The sequence below is a fragment of the Oceanobacillus sp. FSL W7-1304 genome (assembly GCF_037969805.1).
Classification (GTDB): Bacteria; Bacillota; Bacilli; order Bacillales; family Amphibacillaceae; genus Oceanobacillus; species Oceanobacillus profundus.
The window spans coordinates 3,370,647-3,391,003 of record NZ_CP150211.1; the positions used below are offsets into that span (position 1 = coordinate 3,370,647).

A 20,357-nucleotide genomic window follows, 5' to 3' on the forward strand; every position below is an offset into this window, starting at 1 on the left:
TCAAAGCATTGATTTTCTTTTTCTTCTGTGCTGCACATAGATTGCTACAAAGCCAATGATAATTAATACCGCTCCAATTACAAGATAATTGTAAGTAGTTGTAGCAGTACTTGGAAGTTGTTTACCATCACCTGAGTCGCCCTTTGCATAACCGATATTCTTAGTCGTTCCTCCGTTAGACTTGTTTCCGGTGTTTTTACCGACATCTGAACGATTGTCGTCAATTGGGTCTTTATCTTTTGGTTCTTCCTTATCGTCATCTTTATCCACTGGATTCGGATCTACAGGGTCTTTGCCTTTATCATCGTCTGTATCTTCAAAAACAGCAAATTGACTAAAGTGATCTACACCAACGGATACCTTGCCGTCTTGGTATACAGAACCAGGAATTATTTCCCATTGCCTTGTGTCCTCATTCAAGTAGTATACATTTAATTTATCGACGTTATTAACTTTGTCTGGATTAATCTTGAATAGAAGCGCTATTGGTTCCTTAAATGTATTGATTGCATCTTCGTTTGCTTCGATTGTTAGGTCATATACAGGACTAACTGCTTTTTCAACATCATCCTGTTTTTCAAGATTAAATGAAATATCTTTCTCATCCGGTAAATTTACCAATGGAATCTGCATTTCAATATGATGGTTCTGAATAATCAATGTTGCTTCTTTTGCTTTCAAAGCAGCAATTTGTTCTTTTGTTATTTCGATGCGTACGGATTCCGTTTTGCCTAGGTCAATAACAAGTGTACCACCATCCGCTAATTGATCGATAGCTTCATTAGAAATAGTAGCTATTCCATCCGCAATTTGAGGAGCTGCGACAACAGTCTCTTCTTTAGGTTCAGGATCTGTAATATTCTCCACCTGGATGGTCTTGACAGCTTCAACATCATTACGGTTCTTTGCATAAACGGTGTATGTTCCATTTTCACTAACTTCAAAAGCTTTCGTATTAAGGTCAATTGCATGGCCGTTCTTGGCAAAATCCTCCGTTGTCTTTTCACCGGCATGCCATTTTAATGCCGTTATATCTGACTCGCTATCTGTTGCAACTGAAATTGTAACAGGACCTTCCGTTGGTTCTGTAGTAGAAGGTGAAAACGTAATTGTAAATTCCTCATCAACAGGTTCTGTAATATTTTTCACCGTAATCGTTTGAACAGCTTCGGCTCCGTTACTATTTTTCACATAAACGGTGTATGTCCCGTTTTTCGTAATATCAAATGCTTTTTTGGTTAAATCAATCGCATTTCCTGATTTTGTGAAATCTTCAATAGAACGTTCACCCTCAAGCCATTTCAATACTGCTAAATCTGCTGCACTGTCTGTATCAATCGAAATCGTAACTGGCCCTTCTGTTAACGCAGTTGTTGAAGGCGTTAATGAAATCGTAATGACTTCATCACCAGGCTGTATTATATTTTCGATTACAATGGTTTGTACGGTTTCTAATTCATCACTATTTTTTGCATATACTGTGTACGTCCCATTTTCTGCAATATCGAAAGTCTTCGTGTTCAGGTCAATTGCGTTTCCAGCATCCGCAAAGTTTTCTTCTGTAAGTTCGCCTGGAAGCCATTTTAATGCAGTAAGGTCTGTTTCACTGTTTGTCATAACGGAAATGGACATTGGTCCTTCCGTTGGTTCCGTTGTAGAAGGGATTAACGTAATGCTAAGCTCACCTTGTACAATAATATTCCCAACAACAATGGTTTGAACAGCTTCAGCCCCGTTACGATTCTGTACATAAACGGTGTAAATACCGTTTTCATGAACATCAAAAGCCTTTGTATTCAAATCGATGGGATTCCCAGCATCAGCAAAATCTTCCACGGCTTTGTCACCTTGTAACCATTTTATTGCATCCAGTTCTGTTTCACTGTCAGTCTCCACAGCAATAGAGATCGGTCCTTCTGTCGGTTCTGTAGTAGAAGGGGAGAGGGTGATTGAAAATTCCTCAACCGGATCTGTAATATTTTCTACTGTAATCGTTTGAACAGCTTCAACTCCATTACTATTTTTTACATAAACGGTATAGATATCATTTTCATGAACATCAAAAGCTTTTGTATTTATATCGATAGGATTCCCAGCTTCAGCGAAATCTTTCACGGCTTTGTCACCTTGTAACCATTTTATTGCATCCAGTTCTGTTTCACTGTCAGTCTCCACAGCAATAGAGATCGGTCCTTCTGTCGGTTCTGCAGTAGAAGGAGAAAGGGTAATTGTAATTACTTCTTCAATCGGCTCTGTAATATTCTCTATCGTAATGGATTCAACAGCTTCAACACCCTCACTATTTTTAACGTAAACCGTGTAAGTTCCATTTTCCTCAACGTCAAAAGCCTTTGTATTTAAATCGATCGTATTTCCTGATTCAGCAAAATCTTCCGCAGTCTTATCACCTTGCAGCCATTTCATCGCAACCAATTCTGCTTCACTATCGGTATCTACAGAAATCGTAACCGGTTCTTCTGTTGGCTCATTAGTAGAAGGTGTTAAGGAAATCATGATTTCCTTTGCTTCTTCTGTAACGTCCAGTTCGAGTTGTTGCTGAGTACTATTTGCAACAATGTCAGTAACCGTTAATGCTAGTGTGTTTTTACCACTTGTTAGGCTCGTTAACTGGACTTTAAATGTGCCATCTTGTTCAAGTATTACATCATTGCTTTCTAAAACGTGACCATCCTCATCAGTTAGCTCATACTCAGCAGATAATTTTTCATTTACATCATAAGGTAATCCAAAAATTCTCTCAACAGTCCTCTTGAAATCAATAAATTTATCATCAATTGATCCTGTTACAACAAATTCATTTCCATCAATTGCTTCATCTACAGAATCGAAATCAATCTCAGGAGCAGCTGTCTTCACAAAAAGTGGTCCATCGTCTGCAAGGAGTGTGATATTTTGATTTGCTATATCCCATGAATTGAAATCAACGGTGTATACGCCATCCGGGATGGTCGTTTCTTGCTCAGTCTCCCAATCATAATACGTTTCACTTATTGGAAGCTGCCATTCACCAGCTGGCAATGCTTGCATGGCCAAATAACCGATATAACCATCTCCGTAAATGCCGCCATTTGGATCGGCTGCATCCCATAGCTCGATGGACATGAGCTCTTCATCAGCTGATAATCCGAATTCTAAGACGGTTTCATCATGCTGACCATCACCATTTGGTGAAATTGCGTAATCGATGAGTTCGAAGTATGATAGTCCGCTTGGAACTTCTGTCGAAAATTCAACAGCGAAAGGTAATCCTAAATTTGTTGTCCCATTCGTAATATGGATATATCCAAGCAGCTCATTTCCAGGAGATTCTTCGCCTGCTGGGACTGATAACGTAACATCAAGTGTTTCCGTTCCATTTAAAGTAAAAGATGGTTTGTTTACGGTAACGCTCGCATCAGCTAATTCACCAGTTGCTGCTTTCGTTACGTCAACACTTACATCATAATCACTGGATTTGCCAATTAAGTCACGTACTTCAATCTGTTTTGTTATCGTTAACTCTTTTTCTTGATCTGGTGCTACTCTTCCAAATGTGATGGTTCCTTTTTCGTAATCAAGCGATTGTTCATCGAAGGCAGTAGTGTCTAATGCATATGCTAATGCTTCTGCATTTGCAGCGGCTAAAGGTTGTACACGGCCAGGCCCTTGTGCAAAGACATCGTATTGCTCTGTATCTAATTGCTTCGCTGTATTTGATAACGCAACTTTAATATCATATGGTGTCCAATCGGGATTTTTTGATAAAAGTAATGCTGCTATCCCTGCAATCTGAGGTGCAGCCATACTCGTTCCCGTTTTCCGGTCATATGCTTGTGTGTACGCTGCATCTGGATAATCCTTTCCGTAAGCAGGGACTGTAGCCATAATATTTGTTCCTGGTGCGGAAACATCTGGCTTGATATCAAACACTGGCGTGGATGGTCCACGTGAACTGGATGAATTTATTTGGTCTCCTTCAGTAGAGTTAACCTGGTAATCACTAAACGTAACCTTGCCAATATTGTCCGCTGATGCTGCGATTGCTTCTCTTAACGCTTGGCCATCTGCAGTTGAAATATCGAATGCTGGAATATAACCAAATGAACTTCCCAGCAATACATTAGCAGGTCCTTCACCATCGATATTGTTATGAATCAGGATACCGATAGCTCCAAGACTTTTGGCTACATCTATCTTATCTACAAATGGAATCTCCCCACGCGCAACCAACGCAACTTTTCCTTCCACGTCAATTCCTTCATAGTCAGATGCTGCACCAACTCCTGGAACAGGTACTACATCATATGTACCCGATAATGCATCTGCAGGATCCTCAGCAAAATTCCAACCCATTAATGCTGCATCATATTGTTGCTCATAATCACCAGCACTGGTAACTACGTTTGCTTGAATCGTTTCTTCTGGTAATGTGGAGTTTCCTACAGAAATTGCGAGCGCAGCAGATGCAGGATTTCCAACTGAACCACGACCTGGACCACTATTTCCTGTTGCGACAATTGCTGTAACCCCAGCTAATGTGGCATTGTTAATAGCAATTGCATCTGGAGCAGTTTGACTATTGCTGCCACCACCTAATGATAGATTGATAATATCCATGTCTTCTTCGACGGATTTATCAATTGCAGCAATGATACCAGACGTAAACCCACTTCCATATGCACCTAGTACACGATATGCATACAGGTCAATTTTTGGCGCTATTCCTTTTATGCCATATTCATTGTTTCCTGTTCCTGCAATGATACCCGCAACATGTGTCCCGTGTGATGTATAAAAGGAACTGCCATTTGCACTGAATTCTGGCATGTGATCTGGACGGTCTTCAGGAGTAGTCTCATATGGATCATCATCGTCACGTGGACGAGCATAATCTTCCGTGTGTTCGATGAAGTTATGGCCACCTTTATAAATTTCTTGAAAGTCAGGGTGATTATAATCAATACCAGTATCCAGAACGGCAACTTTCACACCTTGTCCTTCATGACCTAAATCCCAAAGTTCAGGAACTTCAAGGTGGGGAACAGTATCAACCATCATCGGACCTATGTTATTATCCCCGGCAAGTTCAAGAGCGTGAACCTCTTCATCAGGATCAACACTGACAACGCCATCTATTGTTAATAGTTTATCAATATCATCTGCTTTCAATTTCAGTGACATCCCATTAAAAGCTTGGGTATACGTAAATCCTTTCTCATAGTCAATGTTGTCTGCTTTTAATAGTTTTTCAAATCTAGCTTGTTCATTAATAACTTTATTTTTTACAGTTATTGCCTGTGCTCCGCTAAGCGTTTTTCCTTCTACTGTTTTCTTTCCTTGTTCTAGTGCAACAGGAGCTTCAGATAATTGAACAATAACAGCTGTTTCTTTATCACTAGATAAATTTTGTAAAGCTTGGTGTAAAACAGGTTCCTGATTTAAGATTGCTTGTTGCTTTGAAACAGCCTTTTTTAGCTGCGATATTCTATCATCAACGTTTAGTTGTTTTGTCGCATTGCTATTTGTTTCAGCTGATACAAGTAATGGATTAAATAATGAAAGAATAAGTGTAAAGATTAATAAACTACTAAATAATTTCTTAATATATCTCTGTTTCAACCATACTTCCTCCCATTCCCGTTTTAATCATATTTTCTATATAACCGACTAATTCCTCATATGAATCAATCCCATCTATAAAATATTTAATTTTTTGACAATATTACAATTTTATAGTAGCACAGCTCTATTACAATAGGAACAAAATTTTCCAATATAATAGCAATATAAATAATAATTAGTTAATTAAGACTATTAATCGACATTGTACGACAGGTGAGGGTTAGGTCTTTTTCTCTAAATTATTGAACTGCAATTACACGGAGCAAATCGAAAATTGGGATAGACAGGGAACTATGTATAGTGATGTAGAATGGTGGAAGGAGCTTGTTTAGCGCCCTTAAAATTAGACAAACTAAATTAAAATTTTAACCTCAAAATAAATATAACACCTCCATGAAATCTGATGAGAAAGTATTGCGTTTTTTTACTTAATTGGATTTTTCCCGCTTTTGATTAGGGAGTAATAATAAATAATGGTAAAATAAAACCCATAATAAAAATTCAAATCGAATAAAGGAGAAAAAGTATGAATGAAAGAACCACATTAGAGAAATCATTAAAACCACATTGGGTATGGGCCATTGCTTTAGGATCAGCAATCGGCTGGGGGGCATTCGTTCAGCCTGCAACGTGGATGTCTACAGCTGGTCCACTTGGAGTAATCATCGGTTTCGGTATTGGTGGTTTATTAATGATGCTGATAGCTGTCAGCTACGGTTTCTTAATCAAAAGCTTTCCTGTTTCAGGAGGAGCGTTTGCATATACATATGTTAGTCTGGGACGTACACATGCATTTATATGTGGCTGGTTTTTAACGTTTGGGTACCTTTGTATTGTGGCACTCAATGCATCAGCATTTGCATTAATGATTAAGTTTACGTTGCCGAAGCTTATTGAAAATATATATCTTTACGATGTTGCAGGCTGGAGTGTGTATGGGACAGAAATTATAATTGCAACGATTGCGCTTATCGTATTTGGCTATTTCAATATAAAAGGAACAGGGATGTCTGGCAGAATCCAGTTTATCTTTTGTTGTGTGATGGTTATAAGTATTGTTGTTTTAACACTATTAGTTGGGATACAGCCAGGTACTGGAATAGCTAATATGCAACCATTTTTCCCAGCAGAAACAACTGCATTCGCAGCTGTTATTTCAATTGTAGCAATTGCACCATGGGCATATGTTGGATTTGACACAGTACCACAAACAGCAGAGGAATTTAATTTTTCCTCTAAAAAAGCATTTAGTTTAATTATTTATGCGATATTCTTTGCTTTCTTACTATATAGCTTGATGATAATTGCGACATCCATGGCAGAGCCGTGGGAAGGTTTAGTTGCCGGCAATTACATTTGGGGAACCGGGACAGCTGTTCAAAGTCTATTAGGAATAGGTGGTTTGGCTATTTTAGTCGTAGCATTAACGATGGGAATATTCACAGGGTTAATTGGTTTTATTCTTTCTTCGAGTCGCTTATTATTTGCTATGTCACGAGCGAAGTTATTACCAGAAACCTTTTCGAAATTGCATCCTAAATATAAAACACCGTATATTGGTATTATATTTGTTGTGATTTTGGCGATGTTTGCACCATGGTTTGGCAGAGAGGCATTGCTTTGGGTGGTCGATATGTCATCAGTAGGGGTAACGATAGCTTATTTTTACACTTGTTTCACTGCATTTAAATTATTTAAATGGAAAAAAGATGCTAATTTCAATGAACAATTAAACACAGTTTCACCATTCAAAAAAGTTGTTTCCTTTATTGGATCGCTTACGAGTCTTGTGTTTCTGGGGCTTTTACTGGTTCCGGGTTCACCTGCATATTTAGGTATTGAATCAAGGATCGCCCTGGCAGCATGGATTTTTCTTGGGATTATATTTTATTTGATGAAACGAAAGCAATTTAATAAAGTACCTGAAAAGGAATTAAATTACTTAATCTTAGGTCAGGAAGAAGTTAATGTGAAAAATAGATAATAATACAATCGAAATTAAAAAATCGGGAACCTTGTTCATTGCAAAGGTTCCCGATTTTCTTAATATCAAATTATAAACTCCAGTAATGATATCCTCTTGCTTCTGATTCTTTTCTGTCAAAGATGCTTTTAATATCAATTAACACTTTTGAATCATTTTTGTAAAGCTCTTCCACGTTATCTAAACTATAAGATTCCTGGAATTCCTTGTGAGGAACAGCAAATACTACACAATCCAACTCTGTTAATTCCTCTTGCTCTACTAAGCGAATGTTAAATTCATTATAAACCTCTTCGTTCTCAGCAACAGGATCATAAACGAGTGTCTCCACACCGTATTCCTCTAATTCCGTAATAATATCAATGATCTTTGTATTGCGGACATCTGGTACATTCTCTTTAAAGGTAAGTCCAAAAATAGCTACGCGTGCACCGTCGATTTCTTGCTTTGCTTTTATCATTTTCTTAATGATATTGCTTGCAATGTATTTACCCATGTCATCATTAATTTTTCTGCCAGAAAGAATGATTTGCGAATGATATCCTAGTTGTTCGGCTTTATAGGTGAAATAATATGGATCGACACCAATGCAATGTCCGCCAACTAATCCAGGTGTGAATTTAAGGAAATTCCACTTTGTTCCTGCAGCTTCTAAGACAGCTTTTGTATTAATATCCATTTTATTGAACACCATTGAAAGCTCGTTCATAAATGCAATATTGATATCTCGCTGCGAATTCTCGATTACTTTAGCTGCCTCAGCAACTTTAATGGATTCTGCTTCAAATACACCGGCTTCAATAATAGATCCGTAAAGGTTAGCTATTTCACGAAGTGCAGACTCATCCGAACCAGAAACAATTTTCGTGATTTTTGTTAATGTATTTACTCTATCACCAGGATTAATTCGTTCTGGAGAATAACCAACTTTAAAATCAGTTCCAAATTCCAGACCAGAAACTTCTTCAAGGATTGGAATACAAACTTCTTCTGTTGTTCCAGGGTATACCGTTGACTCATAAACGACGATGGAACCTTTGGTTAAATTCCTTCCAACGGTTTCACTTGCACCAATCACCGGATTTAAATTAGGGGTCTTGTCGGTATTGATTGGAGTTGGTACAGCGACAATATGAAATTTACAAGATTGTAATTCTTCCTCTTCACTCGTGAATTTTAGGCTCGTTTCTTTGAGTGCCTCGTCGCCAACTTCGTCTGTTACATCAATTCCGCTTAAATATTTATCCAATTTAGCCTTATTTACATCAAAGCCAACAACATCAAATTTCTTAGCTAGTTCTATTGCCAGTGGTAGACCAACGTATCCTAAACCAATAACTGCAATTTTCTCTTCTTTTGCTTGTAATTTCTTAAACAATTCCATGGTATCGTTGCCTTCCTTTATCTGTTTGGTTTAATTCATATGAAGCTTTAAAATAAGTAGTGATTTCTGGTTAATAAACTGGGGAATGTTTTTATTCTCAATTCATCCATTGCACTACTATCTTTCAATATGCTTATCAAAATTACTATACATCTATATATTGAACTTGTATAGCAATTACTATTATACAGATTTTGACTATTTATTGCATTTTTTTATTGAAAAATTGGATAGTAAGTGGCGATATGATAAACTAACAATAGCAAATGAAAAACTAATATGAACCTTAATATACGGCTATTTAATCTAATAGAAGGAGCGCATAAGATGAAAGTAACCAAGGCTATAATTCCGGCGGCGGGATTGGGAACTCGTTTTCTTCCGGCAACAAAAGCCCAACCAAAGGAAATGCTTCCAATTGTGGATAAACCGACGATTCAATATATTGTAGAAGAAGCAGTTGCATCTGGAATAGAAGACATTATTATTATTTCTGGTAGAGGAAAGCGTGCAATAGAGGATCATTTTGATAAGTCTTATGAGCTTGAAGAAAAGTTAGCACATAAAGGGGACTTCGAAATGCTTGAAATGGTCAAGTCTATTTCGAATTTAGCCAATATCCATTATATCCGACAAAAAGAACCAAGAGGCTTAGGTCATGCGATTGGATGTGCACACAGCTTTGTAGGAAATGAACCATTTGCTGTTTTGCTTGGAGATGACATTGTGGAATCAGAAGTACCATGTTTAAAGCAGCTTATCGATGTGTTTGATAAAAATCAATCTTCCGTAATCGGTGTACACGATGTACCAATGGAGGATGTATCAAAATACGGCATTGTTAAGCCTTTAACGACAGATGATAATAGTTCTTCTGTCCGAGCGATTGAATCATTAATTGAAAAGCCAAGCCAAGATGAAGCTCCATCTAATTTGGCAATTATGGGAAGATATATACTTTCACCTGAAATTTTTGATATTCTTGCAAAACAAGAGCCAGGGAAAAATAACGAAATTCAGTTAACTGACGCCTTAAATAAGTTAAACGAAAAGGAACAAGTACTTGCATATAACTTTACTGGTGAACGTTATGATATTGGTGGAAAATTAGGATTTGTACAGGCGACCATTGATTTTGCCTTAAATCGACCAGATTTACATAATGAAATTAAGGCATATATGGAGCAAAAACTGAAAAGTTTAGATCATTAATAGATAACAGCCACAAAAAGGATCTGCGTTTATCATACCAGATCCTTTTTTTGTAATAAACTTTAACATCAATTTACATTATATTAAAATACCTTTACAAGAAAAGGACAATGTAACATTAAATTGTACATAAGACACCTTAATTGTAATGATTTCGACAATTTATTTATTGTTGCCGCTATGGTATAATTCGTTCAGTGTATTTTCGGTCTATTAATGAAAGAGAGCAAAAGCGGAAGCGCCCGATTAGCGACGTACGAGTTGGACGTGGGTGTTCCAGTACAAGAAATGTTACCAGCCAAATCTTATACTTTCTTTACTTAAAAAAGGATGACGATCTCGTGGAAAAGAAACGTGTTTTATTTTTTATTTACCAAATGGGTGGCGGTGGAGCTGCTCGAACATTATTGAACATTATAAATAATATCGATAGATCGAAATTCATTCCAATACTTGTTACGTTACAATACGATGGAAGCTATGAAAAATATTTAGATCAAGATGTGAAATTTATTAAATTGAAGACGAAACGATTAAGATCAGCGATTCTTCCGTTAGCAAAAGTAATTCGGGAAGAAAAAGCAGCTATCGTATTCAGTACGATACCGAATTATAACACGATAGCCATTTTAGGAAACCTTCTTTCTTTTTCTGGTGCGAAAAATATCGTGCGGGAAGCAGCTTTCTTGGGAGGTAGTCCTGCTGCTGATTTTAAATTAAGATTATACGGGCTTTTATACAAGCTTTCCAGTCGCGTGATCGCACTCTCACACGGTGTAAAAGAGAATATTGTAAAACGTTATAAGGTAAAACGGGAAAAAATAAATGTTATTTACAACCCAGTTGATATCGAACGTATTCGAATTAATATGAAAGAGGGAATACTTCCACAGGAACATGAAACCATTTTTACTGGGAGTGAAAAAGTAATCATCACTGCAGGAAGGCTGATTCAGGATAAGGATCAACAGACATTGATTAAAGCGGTTGCCGATGTAAGTCGACGCTTGGATGTGAAGCTTGTTATTCTTGGTGAAGGTGAACTGGAGGATGAACTAAAGCGACTTGCTGATAGAATGGATGTTGCTGATAAAGTGTTCTTCCTTGGTTTTCAACAGAATCCATATGTTTATTTCGCACATGCTGATGTTTTCGTACTATCCTCCAAGCGAGAAGGCTTTGGGCATGTTCTTTCAGAGGCACTAGCAACAGGGACACCTGTCGTTTCAACGAAGGCATATCCTGGAGCTGAAGAAGTATTAAATGATGGGGAATACGGGCTAATGTGTGAAATTGGGAATGCGGAACAACTGGCAGAAAAAATTTATGAAACATTAACCTGGACAGTTGATAGGCGTGAGCAGGCTATCCAAAAAGGACTGGAGCGTGTGAATACATTCCGCGCACAGACGATTGTTAAACAATATGAAGACGTATTTATGAAAACACTAAATAAAACGTATTAAAAGTTGAACAGGAGTTGAAGGAGTATGCATACTCCAAAACGTGTTGTTCAGTTAACAACTGTACACCACCCATATGATCCAAGGATCTATCATAAAGAATGTAAATCATTGCAAAAAGCCGGCTTTGATGTGACGTTAATCGCTCAATCAGGCGACCAGGATTCAAATACAGATAAACCGATAAAACATATACCATTAAAAAAATATAAAAGCAGATTAAAAAGAATGACAGTTGGGGCATTCGCAGCATATAAGGAAGCAAAAAAATTAAACGCAGATGTCTATCATTTTCATGATCCAGAGCTTTTGCCAATAGCATGGCTATTAAAAAATAAAAACAATGTCGTCATTTATGATATTCATGAAGATTACATTACAAGCATTCTGCAAAAAGATTATATGTCAATGCCGATCAGAAAAATGTTTGCGACAGTTTATAGATTAATGGAACGCTTTTTTGCTCGTAACTTTGAATTATGTCTTGCGGAAAAATACTATAAAGATATTTATCCGACGGGGACGTGTGTGCTAAATTACCCGACAGTTAATGAAAAGTTTTTAAATAGCAAACGTGAAACCCCCGCAGAGAATAAAGTCCTGTATACTGGAAATGTGTCCATTGTACGAGGGGCAATGTTTCACGCTCGCATACCGGTAATTGATGAAGAGATTGAGATGCATTTCGTAGGTAAATGTCCAAGTGACCTGGCAAAAAAAATGTACGAAGCAGCCGGAGATAAGAAAGCAAACTTAAAAATTGAAGGAATCGATCAGTTTATCGAAAAAGAAGTTATTGAGGATCGCTACCTTCAGACAAATTGGCTTGCAGGGATAGCTCTTTTTCCTCCAACAGAGCATTATATGAAAAAAGAACTAACCAAGTTCTTTGAGTATATGAATGCAGGACTGCCGATAATCTGTTCAAACTTTCCTGTCTGGGAAAAATTTATGGAAACCTATCAGTGTGGAATAGCTGTTGACCCATATGATGATGAAGCGATAAGAAAGGAAATTTCTTATCTTAAAAATAACCCTGAAGAAGCAAAACGTATGGGGGAAAATGGGAAAAAAGCTGTTGCAGAGGAATTGAACTGGTATACAGAAGAACAAAAATTAATCTCCTGGTACCATGAATTACTGGGTGTAGAAGAGAAAAGTATGCGGGAAGAAGGAATCGGTGATTAGATGAAACAAGATCCACTTATATCGGTAATTACCCCTGCTTATAATGCAGAGCGGTTTATCGGAGATACGATTGATTCTGTTTTGGATCAGACGTACGCTAATTGGGAAATGGTGATTGTGGATGATCGTTCCACTGATAATACAACGACGATTGTGGAAGAATATAGAAAGCGTGATAATCGAATCAAGTTAATTGTTCTGGAAGAGAACAGCGGTTCAGCTGTAGCACGTAATACAGCAATGGAGAATGCTAAAGGACGCTATATTGCTTTTCTTGATAGTGATGATCGTTGGTTACCAGAAAAATTAGAAAAACAGCTTCATTTTATGCAAGAGAAAGATATCGCTTTTTCTTTCACAACGTATGTTCGAATCCTGGAGGATGGAACGAAGACAAATGCGGTCAGCAGTACACCAGAATCCGTTAATTATGATGACTTAATGAAACGATGTGTTATAGGCTGTTTGACAGTCATGCTGGATCGAGATAAAGTTGGTCATTTAAAAATGGTCAACATCCGAACAAGACAGGATTATGTCTATTGGTTAACGATTACGAAAAAGGGTTTCCTTGCTTATGGACTTCCCGAAATTTTAGCTGAGTACCGCCTTGTCGGCAATTCAATCTCAAGTAATAAGTGGAAAGCTGCAAAACGAAACTGGTATGTTTTCAGGGAAATTGAAAAACAAAGCTTGCCGAAAAGTATATGGTACTTTTCGCATTATGTAGTGAGGTCTATTATGGATCTTATTAAATGGAGAACGAAGCGGTAGCCTTTCGTTTATTCAAATATAATTATAATAAATTTATAATGCGTTAAATCAAATTATAATAAAATTTTTCACTGAAAAAGAAAATGAATATAATTATAATAAATAGAGAAATGAACCGAAGCTTTTAGGTTTTAAATATTAGGCGGTGTCATGAATAATGAAAAATTATATGCAAGAAATGTTGAAAAGAAAAGATTTATTATTTTACTTAGTCAAATCCGGTTTGAAAGCAGAACACCGGAATAGTTACTTGGGATATTTTTGGTGGTTGCTGGATCCGCTATTGAATGTATTGGTTTACTACTTCTTGGTAGTAGTCGTATTAGGGCGTGGGGAAGAGAATTATCCGCTATTCTTAGTTATTGGATTAGTTGCTTGGCGTTGGATAAGTACAAGCATCAACTCCTCCTCAAAATCAATTTTGAGATATAGCTCAATCATTAATCAAGTGTCCTTGCCAAAAGCGTTATTTCCGTTATCTTTTACACTAACCCAATTATTTAATTTTGCATTTGGGTTGATTGTAATAGCGCTATTCCTTGCTATTTATGGCATAGTACCGACCTGGCATGTCTTTTACCTGCCACTTCTTATTGTTATCCAATTAACCGTACATTTGGCATTAGGGCTTGTTCTCGGATTCATTACGATATTTGTTCGAGATATTGAAAATTTGATGACCTATATAACGCGTATGTTCTTCTATGCTTCACCAATCATCTGGGAAGGTGGACGTTTATTAAGCAGTGGAAAAATTCCTAGTTGGCTTGAACCGTTAATTGTGTATAATCCAGTAGCGATTATTGTTACTGCTTATCGTGATATATTAATGAACCATCAAACGCCAAACCTAATTGGACTCGCAATTCTTTTCTTGATCGCAATTATTGTAGGAACATTTATGATCTATTATTACAGTAAAAACGAACATAAAATTATTAAGGCATTATAATACTGCCATATTTATAATAAATGAGGGGTAAACATGCAGGATCAAATGAAACATAATACGCACGAATCGCCAGAAAATGTTATCGTTGCTAAAGATATAGGTGTTTCCTTTAATGACCGTGGCTATCAGGATGATATAAAATCACGTGTTTTTGGCATGTTCGCTAAAAAAGAGAAAAAGAAGAAGGAAAAAGTCTGGCCATTGAAGGATATCGATTTTACAGGTCACCAAGGGGAAATCCTTGGTATCATCGGTTCGAATGGAGCTGGTAAGACGACATTAAGTAAAATCATTGCCGGAATTTTGCAGCAGGATAAAGGGACAATGCAAGTTGACGGTAAGGTGACTGCATTGTTCTCGTTTGGAATGGGCTTCAATAAAGAACTGACAGGAAGAGAGAACGTTTTTTTAAATGGCATGATGCTCGGAGTCAGTAAATCATTGATTAATCATTATATTGATGATATCCATGAATTCTCAGATATCGGTGATTTTATTGACCAGCCAATGAAATATTATTCGAGTGGTATGAAAGCAAGACTCGGATTCAGTGTAGCTGCTCATTTGGAGCCAGAGGTGCTTATCCTTGACGAGGCGTTGAATACAGGGGATGCACGCTTTAGTAAAAAAGCGGCTCTAAAAATGAAGGAGCTTGTTAAACAAGCGAAGATGGTAATTATTGTTACCCATAGTCTCAGATACGCACAGCGAAATTGTGATCGATTAATGTGGATTAATCAGGGCGTGGTAAAAGAAATTGGCGATCCGAAAGAGATTATTGCACATTATAAAGCAACGGTTCCTATGCCACCTAAACGCAAACGAAGCCTGGAGTTAAACAAAACGGAGAGCTCGGTTAAAGATAAAACAATTGTTCGGGCTACAAATGTGGGTATTTCCTATGAACTTAATACAGGCACATTCTGGGCGTTAAAGGATGTTAATTTTGAAATAAAAGAAGGCGAAGTAGTTGGGATTATCGGTCATAATGGCGCTGGAAAAAGCACACTTTGCAAAGTGCTGACAAATATTCTGAAGCCAGACCAAGGTGATATTCAGCTGGAAGGGGAAACGTCCTCTCTTTTAGGATATGGTACTGGATTTAATGCGCAATTATCTGGAAGAGATAATATATTCCTGAATGCGATGCTTCTCGGGATACCCAAAAAAAGAGTACAAGCGAAATACGATGAAATTGTAGAATTTTCAGGTCTGCAAAAATCCATTGATAAACCAGTCAAACAATATTCATCTGGTATGAAATCAAGGCTTGGTTTTAGCATAGCTGCTATATTGAAGCCTGATATATTTATTATTGATGAAGCACTCTCAACTGGTGACATGGCATTTCAGCAAAAGGCAAGTGAGCGAATCCAAGACATGATGTCTCATGCAAAAGCGGTTATTATCGTTTCGCACAGTATGAACTTTGTGGAAAAAGTATGCACTAGAGGGATCTGGATGGAGCGTGGACAGGTTCGTTTTGACGGAACAGCGGAAGAGGCAGTCGCTGCATATCGGGAATCACTTGGAATAAGTAAAACTGGAAACGCAAATAAAAAAGTTGTAAAACAAATAAGAAAACCAGTAAATAAACAGGATTCTTCAAAGAAGCCTGTGGAAAATAAAGAATAATGGTACCGTTTGGTGGTGACAAGAAGTGATTCGTGTAATGAAAAAGGTAGTCTTAGCCCCTGTTGACTGGGTTGTATATACCGTTTTAAATGAAAAGCAGCGAAAGGCTCTGACGGACATTTTTACAGAAGAGCAGAAGAAGCAAATAAAACGAATAATAACTGGAAGAAAACAGGCCGAGAGACAAAAGCTCAAACAAATTAAGTATCATCTGTACAATCTAGGGTTTACAGAAAAAGCGCTTGGCGCATTAGAAGATTATTATACCAACATAAAAGATCCACAGCTAAAACGCCTAGCCGCTTGGGAGCTAACATTGTGGCACGCAAATCAATATACAAAAGAAGGTGCTGGAAAAGCACTAGAATATATTGCAGCAGCTAAAAATGGCGAGAATGATGCGGACCAATTACGGCGAATTGCTATTGTCCAAGCTGAATGTCATGAAATGTGCAATGAATTAGAAAAAGGCAAAGAAGTTATTAACGGCATGCTTTCGACTCAGAGACATGCAGACCTTTATCTTGCAGCTGCTAATTTAGAAGACGCTCTTGATAAACGGATGGAATGGGTCAACAAAGTAATGGAGTTATATAAGTTACAACCGATTGGATTTACACAAACAGATCGCTCGCCAGTATATGATGACCTGCAAACCATAGCTTTGGATCGGAAAATTGAGGATGGGCCAAAGGTGTCTGTCATTCTGCCAGCATTTAAGGCTGAGGAAGGTATACGGGTTGCTATTGAATCGATACTTTCGCAAACATGGCAAAATATTGAGCTTCTAGCTGTTGACGACTGCAGTCCGGACAATACAGCGAAAGTTATCGCTGAATATGCAGAAAAGGATTCACGCGTAAAAGCTCTTTCAACCCCGGTAAACAGTGGGCCATATGTTGCTCGAAATATTGCGTTAGACCATGCAACTGGAGATTTTGTCACCATTAATGATGCAGATGATTGGTCACATGCGGAAAAAATAGAGATACAGGTAAAACATTTGCTTGAGCATGAGCATATTACTGCAAATACATCCGAGCATTCAAGGTTAACGGAAGAAGAGCTGAAGCTATATCGTCGAGGTACGCCAGGAAAATATATTTTCCCAAATATGTCGTCTATTATGTTTAGACGCAAGCAAGTTCTTGAAAAAGTTGGCTACTGGGACAGTGTACGATTCGCGGCAGATGGTGAATTTAAGCGAAGACTGATTAAAGTATTTGGAAAAAATAGCTATGTTGATTTGAAAACAGGTCCACTATCATTACCAAGACAGTCCGTTACATCGCTTACAGGGAGCTCTGCATTTGGATATAACGGCTTTTTCATGGGTGTAAGAAAAGAATATGTAGAAGCTTTGGAGTATTACCATCATACAGCAGAGACACTGCGTTATCCTTTTCCAATGACAACTAGAGTTTTTCCAGTTCCAGAGCCAATGTGGCCGAAACGAGAGGGAAAAACGGACGGCAAACGCTTCTTTCATCTTGTAATTGCGACGGATTTTCGAATAATTAATGAGGAGCAAATCAGCTACATTAAGGAAATTTATGCGAGAAATGACGGACGAATTGGTCTCGTGCAAATCAATCAATACAATGTTGCTCCATCTAAAACAATAAATGATTCCATTCGCAATATGCTTGATGAAGATAGATTGCAAATGCTTGTATATGGTGAACAAATACAAACAGATAAGCTAATTATTTTGAATCCGATTGTTTTAGAAGCATATCAAAGGTACGTACCCACTGTTTTTGCAAAGTCATTAGATGTTATTGTGAACGAATTACCAAGCCATGAAGGCTATCATATTTCTAATTGTTTAAAACACTTAAAGCAATACTTTGACCAATCGGGAACCTGGTATCCCGAAACACTTGAAATCAAGAATGCCTTGATAGAACATCATACAGAAGCGTCAGGTGAAATCAACTTCAGTGAACATGTATGGGAGAAGAGCTGGGTATATGATGAAAAAACAAACTGAAATGAATAAGCCCGAAGAACAGAATACTGTATTAGCTGATCAATTGGCTGAATTAGAAGCAGACTTAGAAAAAAAATTAGCCAAAAAGAAAGCAAAGCAGCAGAGTTTAATGGAATATAAGCGCGAATTTATGCAGGCACAGCACCTGATAAAAAAACTGGCAAAGTATAAACGCGAAGGGAAATCCCTTATTAGATCGATTCCAGCCTATGCATTAGGCAGAAGGAATATCAAGCAGGTCTACAGCAAAGCATATAAAAGAAAACATGCCGAAAATCAACTGAAAAAATACAAAAAGCATCTATACGATTTAGGGTTTATTGAAAAAGCTTTAGCCGATTTACAACAATTGCTCGTAACTACCGATAATAATTATTTGAAAAAAGCAATCGCTTGGGAGCTAGCCTTATGGTATGCGAATAAGCTTACGAAAGATAGTGCAAGCATGGCTCTTAAATATATTGCTATTTCAATGGATAAAGAGAATAACCAAGAGACTCTCAGAAAAGCGGCGATACTAAAGGCAGAAAGCTATGAACTCCTAGGTGAACAAGAAAAGGGAATGAGACTTATTACAAATCTGCTCGTTTCAGATAAACATGCAGATTTGTATGTAGCCGCAGCGAATTTAGAAAGAACGATTGAAGGTAGAGTTGAGTGGATCAATAAGTGCTTGGATCTATATCAATTGCAGGAGATTACATTGTCACCTGATGCTGGCACGGGTGCTTATTATAGATTAAGAACCAACCCGATTCAAAGGAAGCATGCAGCAGATGGGCCGAAAGTGTCGATTATCATTCCTGCTTATAATTCTGAATCGGGAATTCGTGTAGCGGTTGAATCCATGCTGGCCCAAACGTGGGACAACCTTGAAATATTGGTTGTAGATGATTGCAGTACAGATGATACAGCAAAAGTGATTGCGGAATATGCCACAATGGACGAAAGAGTAAAACAGCTCACTACACCAAAGAATAGCGGGCCCTATATAGCTCGCAACATTGCTTTACAACAGGCAACAGGCGAATTTGTAACGATTAATGATGCAGATGATTGGTCGCATCCAGAAAAGATTGAAAGACAAATGAATCACTTAATGGAACAGAAAGATATCATTGCAAACACCTCTGAGCATGCACGACTGACAGAAGAACTTAAGCCCTATCGAAGAGGTATGCCAGGGAGATATATTTTCTCAAACATGTCATCGATTATGTTTAGGAGGGAACCTGTGCTTGAAAAGGTTGGTTACTGGGATAGAGTCCGATTCGCGGCAGACAGTGAATTTAAAAATCGTTTAATTGCTGTCTTCGGTAAAGAAGCTGTAGTGGATTTAAAAACAGGACCATTATCATTTCCAATGCAATCATCTGGTTCACTAACTGCAAGCTCTGCTTTTGGGTACAATGGATTTTTAATGGGGGCACGCAAAGAGTATGCTGAAAGTTATCGGTTTTACCATAATCAAACAGACACATTCTACATGCCTATCCAACCCGAAATAAGACGGTATCCCGTGCCAGAGCCGATGTGGCCAGAGAGGGAAGAAAAACAACTCGGAAAGCGACATTTCGATATCGTCTTCATCTCGGACTTACGATCAAAGCCAGATCAATATATCGTTCTACAAATAAAGGCATTACAAGAAATGGGTATGCGAACAGGGCTGATTCAAATGGGGAAATATGATTTGAAAATGCCAAAAGAAATAAATCATTCTATCAGAGAACTGCTTGATGGCGATTCAGTCCAAATGCTCGTATACGGAGAACGGATTTCTTGTGACATTTTAATTGTGAACGATCCCGCTATCTTTGAGGAAAAGCAACGATATGTACCGAATCTAGATGCAAAGGTTGTTCGAATTATTATTAACCAGCCTCCTGGAAATAGGGGGGATAAAAGTTACAATCTTCGAAGGTGCTCCAGGCATATCGAAGAATATACGCACACAAAAGCAAAGTGGTACCCAATTAGTGAGGAAGTCCGCGATAACTTGTTGGAAAACCATCGTAAAGAATTAAAATCGATTCCATTATCCACTGAAAACTGGATGAGTGAAAAATCATGGAATCAAATGTCATTTGCATCCTTTATAGAAAATTGGTTGGTGGATGAGAATCCATTCAAACTGGAATAAGGCAAAG

Annotated in this window: 11 protein-coding genes; 9 read left to right on the top strand and 2 right to left on the bottom strand. The window is 37.7% G+C overall.

The window, feature by feature from the left end:
- A complete protein-coding gene (locus tag NYE61_RS16875) occupies window positions 1-5,619 on the bottom strand; it encodes a S8 family serine peptidase (RefSeq protein WP_339316078.1) in 5,619 nt (1,872 codons plus the stop codon).
- A gap of 529 nt (window positions 5,620-6,148) precedes the next feature.
- Here NYE61_RS16875 and NYE61_RS16880 point away from each other — a divergent pair.
- Complete coding sequence (locus tag NYE61_RS16880; protein WP_303451222.1) at window positions 6,149-7,606, top strand: APC family permease; 1,458 nt, start codon at window positions 6,149-6,151, stop codon at window positions 7,604-7,606.
- Between the two features lie 70 nt (window positions 7,607-7,676).
- On the opposite strand, the gene NYE61_RS16885 is transcribed toward NYE61_RS16880, so the two are convergent.
- A complete protein-coding gene (locus NYE61_RS16885; RefSeq protein ID WP_303451220.1) occupies window positions 7,677-8,990 on the bottom strand; it encodes a nucleotide sugar dehydrogenase in 1,314 nt (437 codons plus the stop codon).
- Between the two features lie 327 nt (window positions 8,991-9,317).
- Here NYE61_RS16885 and galU point away from each other — a divergent pair, with 327 nt between their 5' ends.
- From galU to NYE61_RS16925, 8 genes are all read left to right on the top strand, one after another.
- On the top strand, window positions 9,318-10,202 hold the full coding sequence (gene galU / locus NYE61_RS16890; RefSeq protein WP_095307880.1) for a UTP--glucose-1-phosphate uridylyltransferase GalU: 885 nt from the start codon (window positions 9,318-9,320) through the stop codon (window positions 10,200-10,202).
- A 341-nt stretch (window positions 10,203-10,543) separates the two neighbouring features.
- Complete coding sequence (locus NYE61_RS16895) at window positions 10,544-11,668, top strand: glycosyltransferase (RefSeq protein WP_303451216.1); 1,125 nt, start codon at window positions 10,544-10,546, stop codon at window positions 11,666-11,668.
- Between the two features lie 24 nt (window positions 11,669-11,692).
- Window positions 11,693-12,853, top strand: coding sequence for a glycosyltransferase (locus NYE61_RS16900; protein WP_303451213.1), 1,161 nt, complete (start codon window positions 11,693-11,695; stop codon window positions 12,851-12,853).
- The gene (locus NYE61_RS16905) at window positions 12,854-13,627 is read left to right on the top strand and encodes a glycosyltransferase family 2 protein (RefSeq protein ID WP_303451210.1); all 774 of its coding nucleotides are present in this window, start codon (window positions 12,854-12,856) and stop codon (window positions 13,625-13,627) included.
- Window positions 13,628-13,784: 157 nt separating this feature from the next.
- The gene (locus tag NYE61_RS16910) at window positions 13,785-14,579 is read left to right on the top strand and encodes an ABC transporter permease (RefSeq protein ID WP_251661614.1); all 795 of its coding nucleotides are present in this window, start codon (window positions 13,785-13,787) and stop codon (window positions 14,577-14,579) included.
- A 33-nt stretch (window positions 14,580-14,612) separates the two neighbouring features.
- Window positions 14,613-16,214, top strand: coding sequence for an ATP-binding cassette domain-containing protein (locus NYE61_RS16915; protein WP_095307892.1), 1,602 nt, complete (start codon window positions 14,613-14,615; stop codon window positions 16,212-16,214).
- A 37-nt stretch (window positions 16,215-16,251) separates the two neighbouring features.
- Window positions 16,252-18,207, top strand: a complete 1,956-nt coding sequence (locus NYE61_RS16920) for a glycosyltransferase family 2 protein (RefSeq protein ID WP_303451205.1) — start codon at window positions 16,252-16,254, stop codon at window positions 18,205-18,207.
- Complete coding sequence (locus NYE61_RS16925; RefSeq protein ID WP_303451202.1) at window positions 18,188-20,350, top strand: glycosyltransferase family A protein; 2,163 nt, start codon at window positions 18,188-18,190, stop codon at window positions 20,348-20,350. Before NYE61_RS16920 ends, NYE61_RS16925 begins: the two co-directional genes overlap by 20 nt.
- Window positions 20,351-20,357: the final 7 nt, after the last annotated feature.